Below are 17651 nucleotides of genomic sequence, written 5' to 3'. Positions count from 1 at the left end.
ATTTTAAGTAATTTTATTATTTCATTTTGATCTGTGTGCAAAAGTAAAATAAAAAAATATTTATAAAAGATTTATTTCTTAAATTTTCGTTAATTATCAAAAAAGCTATTTAACGGCCTATTTAGGCCTATTTTTATGGAAAGAAATTCGAGGCTCGCGGTAGAAGTTTGTGCTTATTCATTGGAATCTTGTTTGGCGGCTGATCGTGCAGGTGCGGACCGTGTTGAGTTATGTGCATCGCCACATGACGGTGGATGTACGCCGTCGGCGGGGCTTGTTAGAGCAGTTTTAGCTAGAACGAGTTTAGAGGTTCATGCGATGTTACGTCCGCGCGGAGGCGATTTTTGTTATGATGCTTACGAGAAGCAAACAATGCTTGAGGAGGCTGATGAGCTAATTCGTTCAGGTGTACATGGATTGGTCGTTGGGGCTCTTCTGCCTAATGGCGATTTGGATGTTGAGTTTCTTCAGGACGTACGAAACAGGGTAGGGGATTTTCCCTTGACTTGCCACCGGGCAATCGATGTAAGTCGGGAGCCAGAGGTGGTTTTGGAGCAATTGATCGAATTAAAATTCCAACGCATATTGACTTCTGGACAAAAGAACAAGGCGCTTGAGGGAATTGAAAACATTGCCCAATTAGTTGCAAAGGCTGCTGGTCGAATTGAAATTATGGCGGGAAGTGGTGTCAATCCACAGAATTGCCAACAATTTATCGACATAGGAGTTGATGCCGTGCACACCAGTGCGCGAACCGTGCGGGATTCCGCGATGGATTATCGCAGACCGGGTATTTCGATGGGCGGTTTGACAGAAGTGTCCGAATTTGAAATAGCGTACGCTAGCGAAGCATTAATTCGCGAAACAATACAACAAGTTCGATTGGATTAGTACAAATCAGTTGTTACCCACTCTTCCTCGGGAAGTCTATTCAACGCATATAACTTGACAGAATTACGGCGGTAGGTAGGAACTTCGAATTCCGTTTCGCTCAGGCCTCCGTTTGCGTAAACATCCACCATGTAGCTGAAACGCTCCTCCTCATTCATCGGGTTATTCGCTGACTCAGCATCCAAGGTAATCGTGCTGCCTGGTGTAAACTCGCGTTGACCTGAATCATCCGCTGTTTCATAATTCACTTCAGCGCCTTCGAAATAAGTACTGAACTCATCTCCTTCATGTTCAAATCCTGCTGCGATAACTGTTAAGTACAAGCTATCCCCTAATTCTTCATCGGTTGAGAATCCGAATTTGACCATATCTGCTTGTAATTTGATACGTTCGTTTAGGTAATTGATAATGATGTTTTGTTCCTTCATCTTCAACGGATTGCCACTTCCCGTAGAAACCGTTACCAAGATGCGTTTTGCGCCATTGATCTGTTGTGAGTTCAATAATGGTGATGTCAAAGCTTCCGCGATGGCATCAAATGCGCGATTGTCGCCGATTCCGTATGCGGAACTCATCATTGCCCGACCGGCATTCGTCAAGACTTTCTTCACGTCCATGAAGTCCGTATTGATATCGCCAGGTTTCGCAATTACGTCCACAACGGATTTAACCGCTTTGGCCAAAACATCGTCTGCTTTTGAGAAAGCTTCTGACATTGGCAAGTTTTCGTAATGCTCAGCTAATTTATCATTCATGACCACGATGACCGTGTCACAATATTTTTTCAGTGATTCTACGCCGTTCAGGGCATATTGGATTTTATCGCGTCCTTCCCAATTGTAAGGTGCTGTTACAACGGCAACGGTTAACAAATTACGTTCTCTTGCAATTTCAGCAATAACTGGCGCTGCTCCCGTTCCTGTTCCTCCACCCATACCGGCTGTGATGAAAACCATTTGGGTTTCATTCGACAACATGTGTTGGATTTTTTCCCGACTTTCCATCGCTGCCAAACGGCCTACTTCTGGGTCTGTACCCGCTCCTAATCCTTGTTGGCCTAACTTAATCTTCGTCTGCACCGGATTCGAAGCCAAAGCTTGTGAATCGGTATTGCAGATAACCAAGTCGGCACCTTTAATATCCATCTCCTGCATGTGCTTCACCGCATTGGATCCGCCGCCACCGATACCTACGACTTTGATAATTGATTTGAAGGTGTTTTCGGGAATCATTTCCATGTCGTGGTCGTAAAAAGAAGGATTAGTCGTATTCATAAGGGTATAGAAAAAATCAATTTGTTGCAAAAATAATCAAAATGCTGAGAATTTAATTATTTCCCCAGCGCCATTCATTTCCGAGCTCTAACTCGTGGCGCAGGTTTTGTTTGATAAAGAAATCGCGTGTCGAATAAAAGTCTAATTTCTTCGCCGGAATTGCGTTTGCATTCCCTAAGGCATACAAGAGCATGGATGTATATTTGACATTATTTTCCATTTCTTTTTTGTTCACCAAACTAAACACGTCGCAGTTCGCATGGTAACAATCAAGTACCGACTTACTTAATTTTCCCATCGGATCCGCCGCTGGAATTCCTTCCATCAAAAAGGCTTGATTGTCTGAGTGCAAACCTGCTGCATTGTGTAAATCATTCGCGAAACTTGGATCGATGGATTTGATTTTATCACCAATCTCTTTTAATAAAGGCATCATCTCATCGCGACCTCCTCCATTAAATCCATGTACATTATTTGCCATGTCCAAATTGATCATGTAAACAATCTCATCGATTTCGCCCGTTTTTTTCGCACGTTCGATATAGGCTTTCGAACCTAAAAGTCCTTCTTCTTCACCCATGAATGCCACAAATTCGATTGTGCGCTTGCTCTTTAGTCCCAAGGCTTTGAATGTGCGGGCAATATCAATCACTGAAAACGATCCGATTCCATTGTCGATCGCCCCCGTCGCTAAATCCCAAGAATCTAAGTGACCACCGATGATAATTTTCTCATGACGTAAATGTCTGCTTTCTCCTTTCAGGGTTGCAACTACATTGCGCGCTTTGATCGGTTGGCTTACATTATGCATTTCAATCATGCTCAATAAGCCAGGTTGGTCAACGAGCCATTTTCTGATTTCGGTACCACTTTCCAAAGAGATACAAACCGCAGGAATGGAAATTAAATTTCCCGTCACCGATGCAGTTCCGGTTAATAAAACTTGGCCTTTTACCGTATTGACGAAAATAACGCCAGCCGCTCCATATTTAATAGCTAAAGCTGTTTTTTCGGAACGATGTAAGTTTTTGCTTCCAGCGGGTGCATCGATTAATCCAATATTCGCTAGGGCAATTTTACCTTTGACCAATTCTTTTTTCGCAGCGAAATCTGCATCTAATCCATTGCCGCAATCCACAATTTGGCCTTGAATTTTCGATTCCACGGGCGTTAACGCGAGTGAAACGACAGGGATTTCACGGAAGTCATCCGATTTGGGTGGTGCCACCGATAAAGTTACCGTATCACGTGCCCAAGCTTCTACTTGAAAACCCTGGTATTTAGTATCACGAAAACCATATTTTTTGAATAATTGAAATGCGAATTCTTCTGCTTTTTTGCCATTTTCGCTACCGGTTAAGCGGTGACCTATGGTTGAGCATGCCGTACCCAAACTTGAATATGCCTGTGAGTTAGCATCTACTTCTTCTTTGATTCGCTTGAAGACGGATTCTAACGATTCTTCTCCCACCAATGGGATGGCGTTTGTAAATCCAACAAGCATTAAAGCAGTTAAACAGAATAGTAAAGTTTTTTTCATTGTTGATGGTTTGTGAGGCATATCTTATTCTGAAAATTACTCGATTTTACAGAATTAAACAAGAAGTATTAAGGAAGCGGACAAGGATTTTTGGGGTCCGACTTTCGGCTTAACCATTTGCACCAAAATTCCTTTTCTTTTGCTGGAATTTCTTTGCCCTGGTAATAGGATTTGATTCGATTCGTCGCAACATCCAATTGGTCTTTGTCTAAGTCGATGAGAACTTCTAAGACAATGGAACGATTCGCAATCTGCGCATCTGTCAAACCGATTTTTTGTAAGCCATATTTGATTCCCGCGATGCGATCTGGGCTGAATTTTCGGGCCCGACTAGAAAACAAAGTCGACATGAGGGTGTTTTCGGCGGCTTGTCTGACCGTAACCGAGTCATTGGACTTTCGGTAATTGGCCAAGTTGTTGATAAAATGATCAAACAAGGGATTGTTATTGTCCAGCATCACTTTCCGAATTAATAAAAATCCTAGTTCGGTTTCGTATTTGTCTTTGGGTAAAGCCTCTGCGAGTTGTTGAACGATTTCAATGTTTTGAACGGTGTCCAAGGTCATGCGAGTGAAATTGGCCAGCCCAATCATCTCATTAAATTCGCGTGCACCTTGTAGGTATTTTTTTAAAGTTGCCTCATCTCTTTTTTGAGGATCTATCGCCTTTTGTAATGTGGCAAGAATTCCATTGACTGAATTTAATTCATCGCCCATGTTTTGAATATCCCAGGGTTTTCCATCTGGCCCAAGCACAATGAAGCTTGGCGTTGAGGGAACATACACTTTTTGTTTGCGCAGGAACATTCCATTTTCACGCTTGCTGATATCTAGTTGGTAAGCCAAGACGTTCTTGTCAAGAAATTGTTTGATTTTTGGGTTTTTCAAGGTCACATCATAAGCCATGCAATGGGAGCAATTGGGTAGATAGGCCTCGAAGAATATGGGTTTGTTTTCTTTTTTCGCACGGGCAAAAATGGCATCAAAACTTTCCAACGTTTTAAATGAAGGGTTCTGTGCATTAGCAAAAAAAGCAATGAATGTGCTTAATACAAAGGCGAATAAAATTCTCATACAGGTTCTTTTTTTCAAAAATACATTATCCTCCCCAATTTTCCCTATCTAAACTTCGATAGGCGATGGCCTCACTTAAATGTTCCAACGCTATATTGTCACTTTCCGCTAAATCTGCAATGGTTCGGGCAACTTTGATGATGCGGTCATAAGCGCGCGCTGAAAGGGATAATTTATTCATAGCGGATTTTAAACGTATTTCTGAATGCACATCCAACGGGCACATTTCTCGAATCATGCCTCCATCCATCATGGCATTTGTTCGGACCATCGGGAATTTCGCAAAGCGATTTTCTTGAATTTTTCGCGCTTGAATTACTCGTTCATAGATGTGTTGGCTTGTTTCATTCGTGTTCTGTTTGCGCATTTCTTCAAATTGGATCGGAAGAATTTCGATATGAAGGTCAATGCGGTCGAGTAAGGGTCCTGAAATTTTATTTAAATAGCGTTGGACTACTTCAGGCCCGCAAGTACAATCTTTCGATGGGTGATTGTAGTAACCGCAAGGACAAGGGTTCATGCTAGCCATGAGCATAAAATTAGCTGGGAACTCAACGGCATAGCGCGCTCGTGAAATGTGTACAATGCGGTCTTCTAAAGGTTGGCGCATCACTTCCAAGGCATGTTTGGAAAATTCAGGGAGTTCGTCGAGGAATAGTACGCCATGATGCGCTAAGGTAATTTCGCCGGGTTGCGGATTCGATCCGCCGCCGATTAAGGCCGTGGATGAAATTGTATGGTGTGGCGCGCGAAAAGGGCGCTGGTTTATTAAGGATTGTTGGACTCCTAGTTTCCCTGCGATGGAATGTATGATTGTGCTTTCCATGGCTTCTTGAAGACTTAGTGGAGGTAGAATACTGGGTATACGCTTCGCAAGCATCGTTTTCCCGGCACCTGGTGGACCAATCAGAATCAGGTTATGTCCTCCTGCGGCAGCGATTTCAAGCGCCCTTTTGGCCATATCTTGTCCTTGAACCTGGGCAAAATCGAGCTTGTGGACACTTGATTCTCGCACGTGTTGTTTTACTTGTATGGGTTTGTGAAAGGATTTTCCGCGCAAAAATTGGACGGTTTCTTGCAGGGTTTCCATTCCAAAAACCTCCATGTCCTCCACATAGGCGGCTTCATGCGCATTTTCCAAAGGCAAGATTATTTTACGTATTCCATTTTTACGGGCTTCCATCGCGATCGGCAAGGCTCCCTTGATCGGTCGAATGATTCCATCCAAGGCCAATTCACCCATGATGACATATTGATCTAAATCGGGAAGGTAGATTTGCTCAGATGCTTGGATAATGGACAGCGCAATGGCTACGTCATAGGATGAGCCTTCTTTTCGCACATTGGCGGGTGCCAGATTGATGACGACTTTTCGGCGCGGGAAGAAACAGCCCATTTGTTTCATGGAAGATTCCACACGCAAAATGGCTTCTTTGATGGTGGAGTCGGGGAGGCCAACTAAATGGCATTTACTTCCTTGTCCTACATGGGTTTCAATCGTAATGAGCGCCGCGTTTACGCCAAAAACGGAACAGCCAAAGGTTTTTGCTAGCATGGTTTTTTTTGACCAAAACTAGCTGATTTCAATATTGAAAAGGCTTAAATCTGTCCAAGAACTTGGACATTTTCATTATTTACCAAGAACTTGATTTTTGTGCCAAACGGCAAGGCGAAATTGTTGGGGATATGACCTGCAGGGAAATCAAATGCGATGGGATAATCGGTCCCTGCGCAATGTTCTAGGACAAGTTCTTCCACAGTTTTTCCTATTTCCAATTTGGCCTCATCGCAATCGGTAAATCCTCCGATAATCAAACCTTTTAGCTTAGCAAAGTAGCCGGCACGTTTCAGTTGGACCAACATCCTGTCTATGTGATATAAGCGTTCTCCGACTTCCTCAATAAATAAAATTTTACCTTCAGGATTTGGGAAACTTTCCGAACCGATGAGGTGGGCCAATAAAGATAGATTTCCTCCGACAAGCGTGGATGTTGTTTCTCCCGCCCGATTGGATTCATGGGAAGGAATTTGAATATCCGTTTTCCCGGTAAATAGGAGTTGTTGTAAGGATTCTAGGACCTCATCGCCCCCTTTTTGGCAGAAATTATTTGGCATGGGGCCGTGAATACCCGCAATATGCAAGTGGTCTAAGTGGCATAATAAAGCCGTGATGTCTGAAAAGCCGACCATCCATTTGGGCGATTCTACAAAACGAGAAAAGTTCAAAGCGTCCAAAAATCGACTGCTGCCATAGCCTCCACGCAAGGGAAAAATGGCTTTGATACTAGGGTCATCTATGGCCTGTTGCATGTCGGCCCGACGTTGCTCGTCGGTACCCGCCAGGCCAAAGTGTTTAGCTAAAAAATTTTCCGCGAAGACGACCTCCAAGCCCCACGATTCCAATACTTCAATTCCCTTTTTCCATTGGTTGGAGCTAGGCGGAGAAGCGGGTGAAACGATGGCTACGCGGTCACCTTTTTTTAAAAGCGCGGGAATTTGCATGTGGGGTTTATTGGGTTGAGCTACAAATATGTCCTTTTTTTTCGTCAAAGGAAAGCCTGAAATTTCGTATTATTGTAAAAAAAACGGCTTGGCTTCCTCAAGATCTTTAGATTTAGTACATCCTTGTTACAACCCGCATAAGGGCTGGGCGGAGGATTTGCTACATTATTTTCAGCAATTTCGTGATCAACTGCCTGCAGATTTGCAGGTATCCGTGTATCTCGTTAATGATGGGAGTTCGCACGGAATTCAAGCATCCGATTTATCCTTGCTTGAGGCAGGCATCGCTTCGTTTCACTTCATCGATTTACCTAAAAATGTAGGTAAAGGCGCCGCATTGCGTGAGGCTGTGAAACAAACAACAGGCGATTTGATCATTTATACGGATGCGGATTATCCCTATAAAATGGAAAACGCGCTCGAAATGTACCGTCGCTTAGCTTCGGGAAATGTGGATGTTGTGGTGGGCGTACGTGACGAGCAATATTATGATTCGTTACCGCTTCGTAGGAAGATTTTTTCCTTGAGTTTGAAGTTGATGAACTACCTGTTTTTCCCTCGCTTGAAAGTTAAGGATACTCAATCTGGTTTAAAAGGCTTTAATCAGCGTGGAAAGGAATTGTTTTTGAAGACCCAAATCTCCGCTTTTCTGTTTGATATGGAATTCTTGGTTTTGGTCAGCCGTTCCAAAGACATTCGTTTTGAATGGATTTATGTACAGTTGCGAGATGGAATTCAATTTTCGAGTATGAAATTCAAGACGATTTTGACCGAGTTATTTAATTTTACATCGATCTTAATTCGCCGATTAATCTAAGTCTATGCGTCCGCAAATCATGATTACCTTAGATGTAGAGGAGTGCGATATTCCCACGGAGTATGGCTATGATTTGCCTTTGGAGGAACAATTGTCGGTTTCCCGCAAAGGGGTGGAAGCATTCATGAATTTGATGGATCGCCATGAAATCCCCGTGACGATATTTTGTACGGGCGTTTATGCCGAGGCGAATGCGGATTGGATTAAGGCATTGCATCCCCGGCACGCCTTAGCTTCACATGGATATTACCATGGGCATTTTGACCAGAAGACGGATTTAAAATCGTCCAAAGATTTGTTGGAAAAGCTCAGCGGAAAGCCTATTTACGGCTTTCGAATGGCGCGCATGCAATATGTTCCTGAGGAAGAAATTGTGAAGGCTGGTTATACCTATCATTCTTCCTTGAATCCGACTTGGATTCCAGGTCGTTATGATCACCGCGATAAGCCGATGAAAGCTTTTTTTGAAAAGGAGCTTTGGCAGGTGCCGGCATCGGTCACGCCACGTTTCCGGATACCCTTGTTTTGGTTAGCCTTCAAGAACTTCCCACTCTTTCTATATAAGTACTTCACGCGCGCTTCCTTGCGAAATGGTTTTTTGAATTTGTATTTCCATCCTTGGGAATTCACTAATTTGGATGCTTATCCTTTACCGGGTCATGTAAAGCGTGGTCATGAGGGTGGATTGTTGGAAAAAATGGAGCGATATTTACGCTGGTTGAAGTCGGAGGACTTAGGGGATTTTATAACAATGGATACTTATGTCGGTCAAATCAGCAAATCGTAATCCTTGGTATGCGCGATTCTATGTCTTACTCTTCATTTGGGTAGGAGCGGGAATCTTTACAGGTTGGAAGCAGTATTCGCTTTCGGAGATAAACTCGCACATCAATAATTTTCAGATTTTCCGGTCGAGTTTTGGGCATTTTGTTCAAGGCATGCATTTGTATCCCTTATATCCCAAAGAGTATTTTGATCTGTATTTATATGGTCCCGCCTTTGCGATTTTGATGGCACCCTATGCTTATTTGCCTTTAGGCTGGAGTGTGGTGGTGTGGAATGCGTTGAATGCGGGTATGTTGTTTTGGGCGGTTTGGAATTTGCCTTTAGGCCAAAAACAGCGTTCCTGGATTTTATGGATTATTCTTAATTCAACTATTACGGCGCTGTTGAATACGCAGTTTCATGCTTTGTGTGTGGCAATGATCTTGTGGAGTTATATCCTCATGCAAAGGGGTAAATTAGGCTGGTCGGCCTTATTGATAGCCTTGGGCGTATTCATTAAGTTTTATGGCATTGTAGGTTTAGTATTTTTCTTTTTCACCAAAGAGCGTTTTCGCTATGCGGCCTATTTGCTGTTTTGGTTTGTGGCGGTATTTCTTTTTCCGTTTCTATTTGGCGGTTGGGATTATACCTGGCAATGTTACCACGAGTGGATGGAGGTCTTGTCGCACAAAAATACCTTGAATGTAGATATTCGTAATTTACGGACGGATGTATGTGTGATGGGGATGTTCCGACGAATTACTGGGGATGGCACATTGTCGAATATGTGGTTTCTGATTCCATCCCTGCTGCTATCGGCTTGGGTATATTTTCAGCCGAAGAAATGGTTTCATGTGGATTTTCAGTTGCGCTTGATGGCCTTGGTGTTGATTTATTTAATGTTGGCCAGTACGGGTACAGAATCTCCAACCTTAATTATGGCCTTCCCGGGTGTAGGGCTTTGGTTTGTTTTGGGCGAAAAATCGCGTGGGCGCTGGGTCTTGTTTGTATTAACTCTGTTGATTTCGAGTTTTTCTCCGACAGATTTGTTCCCGAGGTTTTTGCGTGAGGCCTATGTGAATCGCTATGCGTTGATGATATTGCCTCTATTTGTCGTGTGGCTGAGCTTGTTGTGGGATTTGCGCAAGCCTACGCGGGAGGATTAGAGGAAGATTACTTCTTGGATGACGGTTTTGCCGGCATGTTTATTTATTAATTCAATCATTTTTTGTTTCGCCATGACAAGTTCCTTTTTCAGGGGGGCTGAGTCGATTTGCAGGTATAATTTCTGGTTTTTCGCGTAGACTTTGGTGGTTCTGGCGGCGATGGGTTTGCCCATGATTTCGGCCCAATTAGCTTCGATCGAGGTTTCGTCGAATTGGTTTTGGAGTTTATAGACACGTAGAAGAGCGTCGATCGCGTCTTTCAGCGGTTGGCTATCGTTTTTACGCGTTGCAGCACGGGGTCCTTTGGGGCTAAATGGCGAGTCCATGGAAACAAATTTGGGAAGACAAATGTACAGTATTTTGGTACTTTATGGCGTGTAAATAGGTTTAAATTAATTTTTTTTGAAAATTTTTTAAAAAAATAATTCTCAAAAAAGTACCTAATAATGGGGGGATTTTTGGTTAAAATATCAAGATAATACAATAGCGATGTGGGTTGGGTGGGTATTTTGGCAAGGGAGGATAAATGCAGGTGTGCAAATTAATTGAGAATTCTATTACTTTTGCCTTTACCGAAAAAAGCTGTGGAGGCAAAACCTATGAAAACTACTCCCGCATTTTTCAACAAGTTTTATTAACAAAAAAATAATTCTTTAACCCCAAATTACCAAACTAATGAGTACACAACAACCAAAGCCAGCTGCTAAGCCAGCTGCAACTGAAAAAAAATCAGGTGGAATTTCTGCCGGTTTAATTCTAATTGTTCTTTTTGCCATTGCATTAGCTATTTACAACTTTGTAATGGGAGATCCTTCTCACTTTGAAGGAGGTACTACAGAAGGACACCCACTACCAGGCGATTACTTTGGTGTCGTTTACAAAGGTGGAGTAATTGTGCCAGTTTTGATGACTTGTTTCTTAACTGCATTAACATTTTCAATTGAGCGTTTATTCACAATCGGTAAAGCAAAAGGTACTGGTGATGTTAACGCATTCGTACGTTCAGTACAAGCGGCTTTAGACAAAGACGATGTTGAAGGAGCTTTGAAAGCTTGTGATAAGCAAAAAGGTTCAGTAGGTAACGTTACTTTATCTGCTATCAAAAAATACAAAGCGTTAATTACTGAGACTTCTTTAGATAAGGAGCAAAAATTAGCTGCGTTGAGCAAAGAAGTTGAAGAAGCTACTTCATTGGAATTACCAATGTTAGAGAAAAACTTGACAATCATTGCAACATTGGCATCAGTATCTACTTTGATCGGTCTATTAGGAACGGTAGTTGGTATGATCAAGGCCTTTGCTTCATTAGGTAACTCAGGTGGATCTACAGATTCATCAGCGTTAGCAAATGGTATCTCTGAGGCCCTTATCAACACAGCGTTAGGTATTGGTACTTCAGCGATCTGTATCATTGCATACAACGTATTTACAGCGAAAATTGATGAGTTAACCTACAGCATTGATGAAATCGGCTTAAGTGTTAACCAAAACTACGCTACACATCACAATTAATATTTGAACTGATTTAGGGGCTTTGCCCTTTCATTCAATTTTATTCACTGTTCAAAAAAATAATTGTTATGCCAAAAGTTAAAGCTAAACGACATAGTGTCTCACTCGACATGACAGCGATGTGTGATGTGGCTTTCCTTCTTTTGACGTTCTTCATGTTAACCGCGAAGTTCCGTCCAGAAGAGGCAGTTACAATCACGCCACCATCATCTATCTCAGAGAAACCTTTGAATACGAAAGATGGTATGCTTATGGTTAGTGTTTCACCAGAAGGAGGCGTTTATTTGGCAACTGATGATCAAATGGCAAGAGAGTTTATGTTAGAGCGTATGGCTAATCGCTATGGTATCGCTGTAACGGCTGAAATGAAGAAGAACTTTATGGCTTCGGAAATTGTAGGCTATCCTCTTGGAGCTATGCGTCAGGTGTTGAATATGAAACCTTCAGAAGCTAAAAAGCTAAGCAAGGGAATTCCAATTGATTCATCAAATAACGAGTTATCTTATTGGGTGGGTTATGCGAAATTGTCTAATCCAGAGTTAAAGGTTGCTATTAAAGGAGATAAAGAGTCTAATTACAAAGTGTTTGCTGATATCATCGGTACTTTGCAAGCTCAGAACATCAATATCTTCCAATTGGTAACTGGTCCGGAAAATAAACCGAAATAAGTTTTCATTTTTAATTACAAACAGAAATGGCAGAAATAGATAGCTCCGGCGGCGGGAAGAAAGGCGGGAAGAAGCGTAGTAAAAAGATGTCGACCAAAATCGACATGACACCTATGGTGGACTTAGGCTTCTTGTTGATTACTTTCTTTATGTTAACGACTACGTTAGCAAAACCCGTTACCATGCAATTAAACATGCCTGATAAAACGGATACGAAGGAAACTTCACCTGTTAAATTGTCGGAAACACTTACCGTGTGTCCAGATGTTGACAAGGTGTATTACTACCAAGGTATTCCTACTGAAGCAGGTACAGTAATGCAGGTGACCAACTATTCTGAGACAGGCATTCGCAAAGTGATTGCGGATCTTAAGGCGAAGGTTGGTTCTAATTTTACCATCGTAATTAAGCCTACGAAAAAAGCAAAATATCGCAATATGATTGATATGCTTGATGAGTGTGCGATTACCAACAATAAGCGTTATGCTTTGTTGGAGATTGATCCGGATACGGAAGCTTTGATTAAACGATCAGGTAAATAGACCTATTAAATTAATTTTAAATTAAACGAATATTATGTCACAAGTAATAAGCCAAAATGCTACTTTGGACGATATTATCTTCAAAGACAAAAACCGTGAATTCGGTGCTTTTGTTCTTCGCAAGACGTATCCCAAAGTAATGAAGCGGTCGGTATTACTAGGCTCTGCACTCTTTGTCGGTGCTCTTTTAATCGCAGCTTTCTGGAAACAGTTGACTGCAGAATCAGAAGAAAAGACTGAGGTGACTGCTGAAGTAATGAAACTGGATAAGCCAGCTCCTACCAAGAAGGTTGAGTTGCCTCCACCGCCGCCGCCGCCACCACCCAAAGAAATTCCTAAGGTGACTACGACGAAATTCTTACCTCCAGAAATCAAGCATGATGAGGAAGTAACGAAGCCTGAGCCGCCACCTGAAGAAGTTCGTGGTAACACGGCATCGGAAACAGTGAAAGGTGAAACGGAAACGTATGAGCCACCAGTGGATCCAGATGCAAAAGGCGCTGAGCCAGTTGAGCCGCCAAAACCAGCTGAAGATGAAATCTTTACAGCGGTTGAGCAGCAAGCAGAATTCCCTGGAGGACCCCGTGCATTCGGATCCTTCTTGCAGAAAAACTTACGTTACCCATCTGCTGCACAACGTGCAAACGTGGGAGGTAAAGTATACGTTCAGTTCGTTGTGAACACAGACGGTACAATCCAAGACGTTCAAGTTTTGAAATCTGTAGGTTTCGGTTGCGACGAAGAAGCCGTACGTGTAATTAAATCGGTACCAAGATGGACTCCTGGTAAGCAATCGGGTCGCCCAGTGCGCTCTCGCTTTACACAGCCGATCACGTTCGTGTTATCTGAGTAATTTTTATTTGAAGATTCATGTCAGACCTGCTAAATGTTATTTGGCAGGTCTGATTGTTTAAATTCCATTATGAAACGTTCCATGGCCATTTGGGTTAATATTTCTTTTCGTGTTTTTGTTGCTTTAGCATACACCTTACTCGGTGCATACGTAGCCTTCTGGTCTTCATTCGATTTAGGTGAATGGGCTGGCGCCCCGATTACCCTTTTCTTAGGAATCCTATTTATGTTGTACGGATTGTTTCGGATTTGGCGCGCTTATTTGTATTTTCGAGAAGCTGATGAATCATCTAATTATGCTGAATATGAAGACTAAATTAATGGCCGGCTTACTGACTGCAATTGTCATGATGAGCTGTGGTACGAAAAAAAATGAAGTGAAAGATGGGCCAACAACCGGGACGATAAGTCTTGGGGTAGATGAATCTTTCCAACGAGTTGTCGAAGCGGAAAAGGTTGCATTTCGTGACAACTACCATTTCGCGAATATCAATTTGCAGTTCAAGCCTGAGAATGAGGCGATTGCCGATTTACTCAATGACAAGGTTCGGGGCGCTGTTGTTACGCGGGAATTGACCGATGCTGAGAAGGCTGTATTTACTCGTGAGAAAATTACTTATCGGAGTTTCAAGTTCGCGGCGGATGGAATTGCTTTATTGGTACATCCTTCCAATAAAGACACGTTAATAGGTCTAGATCAGTTGAAGGCATTGCTTTCAGGCCGGGAAAAATCATGGAAATCCATTGGTTCTTCTCGCGGTGGGGATGTTGAATTGGTCGTGGATAAGGCGAATTCGAGTAACATTAAGTTTTTAGTTGACCTGTTTGGATTAGGGAATAGCGGATTGTCTGTATCTGCTGCGGGTTCCAACAAAGAGGTAATCGAATACGTTAAATCGCATCCAAATGCGATGGGAATCATCGGATCCAATTGGATTAGTGATGGGGATAATCCAACTTCCCTTGGATTTATTCGTTCGGTTAATGTGATGTCGGTCGCGAAAGAATCTTCGTTGCCAAAGGCTGAATTTTATCAGCCCTTTGGCTATAATTTGGCATTAAAGAAATATCCTTTGCGTCGCGAAGTGAAGATTATTTTAAAGGAATCGTATTTGGGATTAGGGACAGGATTTGTCAATTATGTCTGTGGTGACATGGGGCAACTGATTGTTTTGAAGTCGGGCTTAATTCCTTTGACCCGACCTATCACGATTCGGCAGTATCAAATCAGCCAATAAAGGCTAATTTGTAGGGTTTAATTTTGAATTTTTAGGAGAAATATTAGTATATTTGTGATTCTAAATTTATTAAACTTTTAAAGTAATTTGTTGAACTATTTTAATGTTCACGCCTAAGAAAAATACTATTTAAACAAAATTTTAATTAACAATGATGAAAATGAAATCGTGGCTTTTGGGAGTTGGTTTGTTGTTGACCAATTTGGCTTTCGGGCAAACAATTCAGGATGGTTTGCATATGATGGATCGCCATCAACCGAGCCGTGCGAAACAGGTTTTTGAGGGTTTAGTTGCTGCTCAGCCTACAGGAGAAAATTATTTTTATTTGGGATATTATTTCTTGAATCAACGTGATTGGGATAATGCACGTAAGGCATTCGAAGCTGGTAAGGCGGCAGATCCTAAGAACTATTTGAATCAAGTAGGTTTGGCTTCGATTTTGGTAGGTCAAAATAAGGTGAACGATGCGAAAGTTGAGTTTGATCGTATTTTAGCGGAGACAAAAAATAAAAACATTGATGTGATGTACCGTATCGCGGAAGCATATTCGATGTATTACATTTTGGGCAAAGAGGATTCATTCAATGCGAATAACAATGATCCAGCTGAGGCAATTCGTTTGATCGATTTGATTCAGGATCGTATGATGAAGGACAAGAAATTACCTACTGCTGAGCATTACATTGTAAAAGGAGATGCTTATTTGATCAAGAATGATGGTGGTAATGCGGTAACTGCATACGAAAATGCGATTGCGCAAGAGCCTCGTAACATCAAGGCCAAAGTGAAAATCGGTACGGTATACTTACGTGGTAAGAACTACAAAGAAACGCAAGTTCGTTACAAGGAAGCGATTGATTTGGATTCGAACTATGCACCTGCATTGCGTAAATACGGTGAGTATTTAATCGTAGGTAGCCAATACAAAAATGCGTCACGTTATTTCCGTCGCTATTTGGAGAAAGCTGAGGCTACTCCTCAGGTTACTTTAGAAACCGCAAAATTATTGTTCTTGTCGAAAGATTATGACGGAGCGATGAAATTCACGGATGAGGCTGATAAGAAAGGTGTTCAAGACAATGACATCTACCGTATGCGTGGATATTCTAATGTGGAGATGGGTAACTTCCAACAAGGTATCGACAACTTAGACGGTATGGTGAAGCGAGGTGTTAAACCTTATTTCATGGATGATTTGTATTTTGGTAAAGGATACCAAGGATTGGGAAAAGATTCTTTGGCTTTGCTTTACTTAGAGCGTGCGGCTCCTTTGGACACAAACAATAACGTTTATTCAATCATTCACGATGTGCGTTACAAGCAAAAGCGTTATGCGGATGCTGCAGCGGCTGGAATGAATGCGATTCAATGGAAAGTGAAAAAGTCACAGACAGTTGGTTCTGGTGATTACTTCAAAGTTGCCATGGATTATTACTTGACATCTGCATTTATCAATAAGGCGGATACGATTGCTCGTCCAGCGATGGCAATGCGTGCTGATTCTATGTTTGCGAAGGCGATTGAAATCAATGACAAATGGCCTCCATTCTACATCAACCGTGCGCGTGCGAATAACTTAATTGACTACACAGGTACGAAATGGTTAGGTGCTCCTTATTATGAGAAATTCTTAGCTGCGGTGGAAACACAACGTGCAGAAAAAGGACAATACAAAGAGGATAAAAACCAATTGTTCGAAGCGTATAAATTCTTAGGTGGTTATCATTTATCGGTGACGAAGGATGAAGCCAAAGTGAAGGAATTATTCACGAAAGCACAAGAAATCAAACCTGATGATGTCGATATAAAGGCGTACTTTAATCCGACCCCAGCGGGTGCACCTGTTGCACCTAAAAAATAAGATTTTAAGAAGCCCAGCAATGGGCTTCTTTTTTTTAACGAATAGATATTATGGCATACGCATTAATAACAGGAGCTAGTAAAGGAATCGGGAAAGAGATCGCGAATGAGCTAGCAATCAAAGGCTATGATTTATTGCTCATCGCTCGCAATTCCTATGAACTTCAAATGGTCAAGGAGGAATTTGAGAAGAAGTACGGCTTGAAGGTGGACTACCTAGTCGCCGATTTATCGGAAGTTGGTTCTGTTGATCGTATCGTTGCTTGGGTCGAAGAAAAGCAAGTTGATTTGCGCGTCTTGGTCAATAACGCAGGTTATGGCTTGGTAGGACAATTCGAAAAATATACCTTCGAAGAGAATCAAAAAATGATGCAGGTTAATATGCAAGCATTGGTAGAGATGTGCCAAAAGTTTTATCCCTATTTGGTTGGGAAAGGTCAGGCCTATGTCTTGAATATCGCGAGTTCGACTGCCTATCAGGCAATTCCAAACATGAGCTTGTATGCCGCAACGAAAGTATTTGTGTTGAACTTCTCTCGTGGTTTATTCCACGAGTGGAAAGAGAAAGGTATTTCGGTTACGGTTGTTAGTCCGGGGGCTACAACGACCAACTTCAATGATCGTGCAAACTTACAAGATAAGGCACGCAAGGCAGCAGAAAAGGTGACGATGACACCTGCTGCGGTAGCCAAATTAGCGGTGGACGGGATGTTTGCGAAGAAGATCGAGGTGATTACGGGAATGGTCAATAAATTAGGGGCATTCCTAGCCTGGGTTGCTCCCAAAGCCATTAGCGAAAAAGTCGCCAAAGGGATTTATGAATAAGCCAAAGGGCCAGCGAAAGCTGGCCTTTTTTGTTGGTCGGGATGACAGGATTTGAACCTGCGACCACACGCCCCCCAGACGTGTACGCTACCGGACTGCGCTACATCCCGATTTTCTGCAAAGGTA

18 protein-coding genes and 1 tRNA gene are annotated in these 17651 nt (G+C 42.3%); 12 read left to right on the top strand and 7 right to left on the bottom strand.

Annotated features, from left to right (window positions below):
* Window positions 1–135: 135 nt before the first annotated feature.
* On the top strand, window positions 136–891 hold the full coding sequence (locus SKC38_RS05075) for a copper homeostasis protein CutC (protein ID WP_377975662.1): 756 nt from the start codon (window positions 136–138) through the stop codon (window positions 889–891).
* Here SKC38_RS05075 and ftsZ read toward each other — a convergent pair.
* The 5 genes from ftsZ to SKC38_RS05050 all read right to left on the bottom strand — a co-directional run bounded on the left by ftsZ (window position 888) and on the right by SKC38_RS05050 (window position 7280).
* Entirely contained in the window at window positions 888–2165 is a 1278-nt protein-coding gene (gene ftsZ / locus SKC38_RS05070; protein WP_377975660.1) for a cell division protein FtsZ, read from the bottom strand. The genes SKC38_RS05075 and ftsZ overlap by 4 nt on opposite strands.
* Before the next feature lie 52 nt (window positions 2166–2217).
* Window positions 2218–3705 (bottom strand): M20/M25/M40 family metallo-hydrolase, encoded by a 1488-nt coding sequence (locus tag SKC38_RS05065; protein WP_377975658.1) that lies wholly within the window; start codon window positions 3703–3705, stop codon window positions 2218–2220.
* A gap of 68 nt (window positions 3706–3773) precedes the next feature.
* Window positions 3774–4778: a thioredoxin family protein gene (locus tag SKC38_RS05060; protein WP_377975657.1), complete on the bottom strand. Its 1005-nt coding sequence runs from the start codon at window positions 4776–4778 to the stop codon at window positions 3774–3776.
* 25 nt (window positions 4779–4803) lie between these two features.
* A complete protein-coding gene (locus SKC38_RS05055) occupies window positions 4804–6333 on the bottom strand; it encodes a YifB family Mg chelatase-like AAA ATPase (protein WP_377975655.1) in 1530 nt (509 codons plus the stop codon).
* Window positions 6334–6377: 44 nt separating this feature from the next.
* Window positions 6378–7280 (bottom strand): S66 peptidase family protein, encoded by a 903-nt coding sequence (locus SKC38_RS05050; protein WP_377975653.1) that lies wholly within the window; start codon window positions 7278–7280, stop codon window positions 6378–6380.
* 88 nt (window positions 7281–7368) lie between these two features.
* Between SKC38_RS05050 and SKC38_RS05045 the strand changes: the two genes are divergently transcribed.
* From SKC38_RS05045 to SKC38_RS05035, 3 genes are read left to right on the top strand one after another with little or no spacing between them, the layout of a single operon-like run.
* Window positions 7369–8097, top strand: coding sequence for a glycosyltransferase family 2 protein (locus SKC38_RS05045; protein ID WP_377975651.1), 729 nt, complete (start codon window positions 7369–7371; stop codon window positions 8095–8097).
* A gap of 4 nt (window positions 8098–8101) precedes the next feature.
* The gene (locus SKC38_RS05040) at window positions 8102–8884 is read left to right on the top strand and encodes a polysaccharide deacetylase family protein (protein ID WP_377975649.1); all 783 of its coding nucleotides are present in this window, start codon (window positions 8102–8104) and stop codon (window positions 8882–8884) included.
* Window positions 8859–10028 carry a glycosyltransferase family 87 protein gene (locus tag SKC38_RS05035; protein ID WP_377975647.1) on the top strand — a complete coding sequence of 390 codons (1170 nt, stop codon included), beginning with the start codon at window positions 8859–8861 and terminating at the stop codon, window positions 10026–10028. The genes SKC38_RS05040 and SKC38_RS05035 overlap by 26 nt, the downstream gene beginning before the upstream one ends.
* Here the strand turns inward: SKC38_RS05035 and SKC38_RS05030 are convergent.
* A complete protein-coding gene (locus tag SKC38_RS05030) occupies window positions 10025–10354 on the bottom strand; it encodes a DciA family protein (protein ID WP_377975645.1) in 330 nt (109 codons plus the stop codon). The genes SKC38_RS05035 and SKC38_RS05030 overlap by 4 nt on opposite strands.
* A gap of 349 nt (window positions 10355–10703) precedes the next feature.
* On the opposite strand from SKC38_RS05030, the gene SKC38_RS05025 reads away from it, so the two are divergent.
* From SKC38_RS05025 to SKC38_RS04990, 8 genes are all read left to right on the top strand, one after another.
* Window positions 10704–11540, top strand: a complete 837-nt coding sequence (locus tag SKC38_RS05025; protein ID WP_377975643.1) for a MotA/TolQ/ExbB proton channel family protein — start codon at window positions 10704–10706, stop codon at window positions 11538–11540.
* 68 nt (window positions 11541–11608) lie between these two features.
* Window positions 11609–12208 (top strand): ExbD/TolR family protein, encoded by a 600-nt coding sequence (locus SKC38_RS05020; protein WP_315577389.1) that lies wholly within the window; start codon window positions 11609–11611, stop codon window positions 12206–12208.
* A gap of 26 nt (window positions 12209–12234) precedes the next feature.
* Window positions 12235–12750 carry an ExbD/TolR family protein gene (locus tag SKC38_RS05015; RefSeq protein ID WP_377975641.1) on the top strand — a complete coding sequence of 172 codons (516 nt, stop codon included), beginning with the start codon at window positions 12235–12237 and terminating at the stop codon, window positions 12748–12750.
* 34 nt (window positions 12751–12784) lie between these two features.
* Complete coding sequence (locus SKC38_RS05010; RefSeq protein WP_377975639.1) at window positions 12785–13603, top strand: energy transducer TonB; 819 nt, start codon at window positions 12785–12787, stop codon at window positions 13601–13603.
* A gap of 69 nt (window positions 13604–13672) precedes the next feature.
* Complete coding sequence (locus SKC38_RS05005) at window positions 13673–13918, top strand: hypothetical protein (RefSeq protein WP_377975637.1); 246 nt, start codon at window positions 13673–13675, stop codon at window positions 13916–13918.
* The gene (locus SKC38_RS05000) at window positions 13908–14840 is read left to right on the top strand and encodes a PstS family phosphate ABC transporter substrate-binding protein (protein WP_377975635.1); all 933 of its coding nucleotides are present in this window, start codon (window positions 13908–13910) and stop codon (window positions 14838–14840) included. The genes SKC38_RS05005 and SKC38_RS05000 overlap by 11 nt, the downstream gene beginning before the upstream one ends.
* 160 nt (window positions 14841–15000) lie before the next feature.
* Complete coding sequence (locus SKC38_RS04995) at window positions 15001–16701, top strand: tetratricopeptide repeat protein (RefSeq protein ID WP_377975633.1); 1701 nt, start codon at window positions 15001–15003, stop codon at window positions 16699–16701.
* Window positions 16702–16751: 50 nt separating this feature from the next.
* Entirely contained in the window at window positions 16752–17525 is a 774-nt protein-coding gene (locus tag SKC38_RS04990; RefSeq protein WP_377975632.1) for an SDR family NAD(P)-dependent oxidoreductase, read from the top strand.
* Window positions 17526–17558: 33 nt separating this feature from the next.
* Here the strand turns inward: SKC38_RS04990 and SKC38_RS04985 are convergent.
* Window positions 17559–17635 (bottom strand) — tRNA-Pro (locus SKC38_RS04985).
* Between the last annotated feature and the right edge of the window lie 16 nt (window positions 17636–17651).

The sequence above is a fragment of the Aquirufa echingensis genome (assembly GCF_042714525.1).
GTDB lineage: Bacteria > Bacteroidota > Bacteroidia > Cytophagales > Spirosomataceae > Aquirufa > Aquirufa echingensis.
This window is presented reverse-complemented; position numbering and strand designations above follow the sequence as displayed.